We start from the raw sequence: 3,721 nt of genomic DNA on the forward strand, positions 1-3,721 counted from the left end.
GGATGTAGTCCTCGCCGTCAAAGACCATCACCTCCTTGCCCTCGGCGACGAGCGTGCCGACGCCGGTCCTGGTGTAGAAGCCGGGGATGCCAGCACCACCCGCCCGGCAGCGTTCCGCGAGCGTGCCCTGCGGGCAGAACTCCACCTCGAGCTCCCCGGATAGGTACTGGCGCTCGAACTCCTTGTTCTCCCCCACATAGGACGAGATCATCTTGGCGACCTGGCGGGTGCGGAGCAGCTTGCCCAAACCCTCGCCGTCGACCCCCGCATTGTTGGAGGCGATCGTCAGGTCCTTCACCCCGCTCGCCCCGATCGCGTCGATCAGCCGTTCGGGAATGCCGCACAGGCCGAAACCGCCCGCGCAGATCATCATGCCGTCACGGAGCAGACCGTCAAGCGCGGATGCGGCGTCGGGGTAAAGCTTGTTCATATCAGATATCCTTGAGGCGGCCGAGCCGTCCGTCAGGACCCCTGGTCAGGGCTCGCGGCCATTCGATTGCCCGTTTCGCGGTCGGTCTGAATGACCCGTCGCAGCGCCGGAGGATCGAAGATCGTCTCCGCGTCGTGCAGGTGAGCGATGAACTCGATCGTCACCCGCCGGTCCAGGTCGCCCGGTTCGACATCGACCAGGAATAGCTCAAGCAGATCGTCCTCGGGTGTCGGCTGGAGAAAGGCGGATCCACCGAGCCGACGTCCGCCCTCGACGGTGGCGCGCACCGCGTAGACGCCGCGGCGGGGGCGAACGTATTCGCCCAGGTCGATGGACGCGTCCAGAAGCGGAAGGTGCGGGTCCTCGCGCTGGCCGCGGCGTAGGACTCCCTCGACGGCGAAGGGACGGGTGAGCAACCTGCAGGCTTCTGCGCAATCCCCGGCGGCGAGCGCTCGACGGATCCGGCTCGAGGAGATGTCGCACTCCCCGGAAGCGAGCTTGTCGATGGCGATGCATGCGATGCCGCGCTCGGCCCCGAGTTCGCCAAGTCGCCTGACGTCGCCCGAGCGAGCGCGGCCAAACGCGAAATCGGCGCCGGTCACGATGCCGCCTACGTTTCTCAGGCACTGGTCGACGAACTGCTCGGGCGTGACCGCCGCGAGCGGACCGTCAAAGTCGAAGACCATCATCGCATCGACGCCGAGCGTGCCGAGCAGCCGCATGCGGTGTTCGAGCGAGGTGAGCCGGAACGGCGGATCCTCGGGGCGAAAAAACCGCCGGGGATGGGGATCGAAGGTGCCGACGACGGCGGCGACGCCCATGTCCCTCGCCATCATGACCGCGCGCTCGATCACGGCCTGATGACCACGGTGAATGCCGTCGAAATTGCCGAGCGCGACGACGCCGCCGCGGAGACGATCGGGCAACCCGCCGTTACCCGATAGAAGTTCGATCACCTGAGCGGCTGGCGCGCGACCCTGTCCAGGTCCGGGGCCGAATCCGCGTCTCGCCAGCGATCGCCGCTCGCCGCTCCGCCGTCGACGCCGCGGCGCAGGGCCGTGCCGATCGGCTCCGACGTCCTCCGGAAGTTCGCTTCCACACATCATGAGACCTCCGATCCCGCAGGCCAAGCGGCCGTGACTTGCCCTCTTGCCCGTCAGGCCGCGGCCTTCTTTTCCAAGGCATTGAAGTTGCCGAACAGCGGCTTTCCGGCGAGCGCGCGGCCATAGTTCTCGGCGCAGGTCTCATAGTTGAAATGGGCGTGGACGGTGGCGACCCGCGCGTCGCGCGCATAACGCTGCATGGGGTTCGCCTCATGGACCGTCGAGGCGCCACTGGCGCGATGCAGCGTCTCGATCGCCTCGCAGCACTGGCGCACGGACAGCGCGACGTCGAACTTCAGCTTCGTCTGGAAAAGATCGTCCGTTTCCTCGCCTGCGACGGCGCGACGATCGAGCTCGACGCAGTCGGCCGACAGAAGCCGCTCGGCCGCCTCGATCTTGGCGGTCGCCTCCGCCAGCTGGAAATGCGCGATCGGCGCCTCGGCCTGAACCTTGTAGTCGGTGCCCATGATGCCACGGCCATCCATGCGCTCGCGAAAATAATTCAGAGCGCCCTTTGCCATGCCGAGCGGCGTCGAGCCGGACAGGATCGACGTGTAGTCGAGGAAGTTGTTGCGGAACAGCACCTGCCCCGCCGGTGGCTCGGATGCCCAACGGCCGGCGCTCAGGTCCTTCATCGACATTACGCGGTGCTCAGGGACGAAAAGCTCGTCGGTCAGCTCGACCGTGTTGCTGCCCGATCCCTTCATCCCGCTGACGGCCCAATCGTCGAGGACCGTGAGGTCCGCGGTCCGCACCACCGGCGCGATCATGTCCAGCTTACCGTCCGGGCCGGCGACCATGGAGCCAAGCACGATCCAGGCGGTGTGCCGGCAACCGCTGGCGAATGGCCAGCGTCCGCTGATCATGTAGCCCCCGTCGACCCGTCGCGCGCGTCCCGGGCCGTGCGGCGAGAGTACGCCCGAGATGCGCGGCCCGACCCACGGCAGGCCGTAGATCTCGTCCTGCGCCGCCTTGGGATACATCGCGATCCAGCGGCCATGCGTCGTGGTGACCCAGCTCACCCAACCGGTGGAGCCCGCGATCGCGCCGACCGCCGCGAAGACCCTTCGCTGGTCTTCGGTCGAGAGCGCGGAACCGCCATATTCCAGAGGCAGGCTGATCCGGAACACGCCGATCGCGTCCAGCTCCTCGATCGTCTGTTGTGACAGGCGACCGGCCTTCTCCTCGGCCAGCGCGTTCTGCTGCAATTTGGGCGTCACCGCCTCGATCGCCGCGACGATCCGGTCGGCGGTGAGGTTGGCGGACGCACGGCTTGCGATGGGAACGACGGATGCCATTGGCTCTCTCCTTGACTGACGCGAGTCGTAGTCGCCGATCGTGTGACTGTCAACACTTTGCGTGACACGAGATAGCGCATTTGTCCGCACCTAATCGATCGCCGCTCCTAATACACTTGAAACATTCCGCTATTATTGACACTTTGCTGACCGATCTATCTAAGACTGTTAACATAACGGCGGAGAGGGTATGCGCGTGAGCGGAGAAGCGGCCGCCAGGCAGGTCAAGGTGAAGCGGGAGGGCAATAGCGCCTCCGCGATATACGATCGCGTTCGCGCCGACATCATGAATGGCAGGCTTGTACCCGGCTCGCCGCTGTCGCAGCTCGCGTTGGCCAAAACGCACGGCACCAGCCGCGGGCCGGTGCGCGAGGCGCTGCACCGCCTGCAGCAGGACCAACTCATCACCGGCAGCGCGAACAAGCGGTTCAATGTCGCACAGATCGAGCTTGCGGATCTCGAGAGCGCCTTGATCCTGCAGCTCGCCAATGTGACGCTCGCTATTCGGGTCAGCGTTCCGCGCCTGGGCCCGCCGTCATACGGCGTACTCGACGCTGCGGTCGGCCGGATGGAGGCCGCGCGTGAGGGGGACACCGCCGCCTGGGAAGCGGCGTACCGGGACTTTGCGCTGACGATCTGCAGCGAGGCGGGTGACCAGGTCATCGCGCTGATCGCCGGACTGATCGACTCCATCCAGCGCTTTCGCGTGAACCTCCTCGATCGCTTTCCGCGCGTTTATGCGGGCGCAGAGGATTTTCGGCGCATCGCCCTAGCCGCGCGTGACCACGACAGCAGGGCTGCCGCCGAGCTGTTCGCGAAGTTCTTCGGGCGCCTATCGTCGCTCATCCTCGCCGGCGTCGCACCGCGGCACGACGCCGTGCGGCTGCGCG

4 protein-coding genes are annotated in these 3,721 nt (G+C 66.4%); 1 reads left to right on the plus strand and 3 read right to left on the minus strand.

From position 1 onward, the window contains the following. From ACFE7F_RS15640 to ACFE7F_RS15650, 3 genes are all read right to left on the minus strand, one after another. Positions 1–430 (minus strand): CoA transferase subunit A (locus ACFE7F_RS15640; RefSeq protein ID WP_375404773.1); only part of this gene is annotated, 430 nt, incomplete at its 3' end. Positions 431–462: 32 nt separating this feature from the next. Next, positions 463–1,536, minus strand: coding sequence for a riboflavin kinase (locus ACFE7F_RS15645; protein WP_375404774.1), 1,074 nt, complete (start codon positions 1,534–1,536; stop codon positions 463–465). A 50-nt stretch (positions 1,537–1,586) separates the two neighbouring features. Then, positions 1,587–2,921 (minus strand): acyl-CoA dehydrogenase family protein, encoded by a 1,335-nt coding sequence (locus tag ACFE7F_RS15650; RefSeq protein ID WP_375404775.1) that lies wholly within the window; start codon positions 2,919–2,921, stop codon positions 1,587–1,589. A gap of 106 nt (positions 2,922–3,027) precedes the next feature. Here ACFE7F_RS15650 and ACFE7F_RS15655 point away from each other — a divergent pair. Continuing rightward, positions 3,028–3,721, plus strand: a 694-nt coding sequence (locus tag ACFE7F_RS15655) for a GntR family transcriptional regulator (protein ID WP_375404776.1), incomplete at its 3' end; no start/stop codon positions are given.

It is taken from the genome of uncultured Sphingomonas sp., assembly GCF_964235535.1.
GTDB lineage: Bacteria > Pseudomonadota > Alphaproteobacteria > Sphingomonadales > Sphingomonadaceae > Sphingomonas.

Excerpts from the sequence above, each read along its gene's own strand:
- ACFE7F_RS15645 (WP_375404774.1), bottom strand. The coding sequence starts at position 1,536 with ATGATGTGTGGAAGCGAACTTCCGGAGGACGTCGGAGCCGATCGGCAC.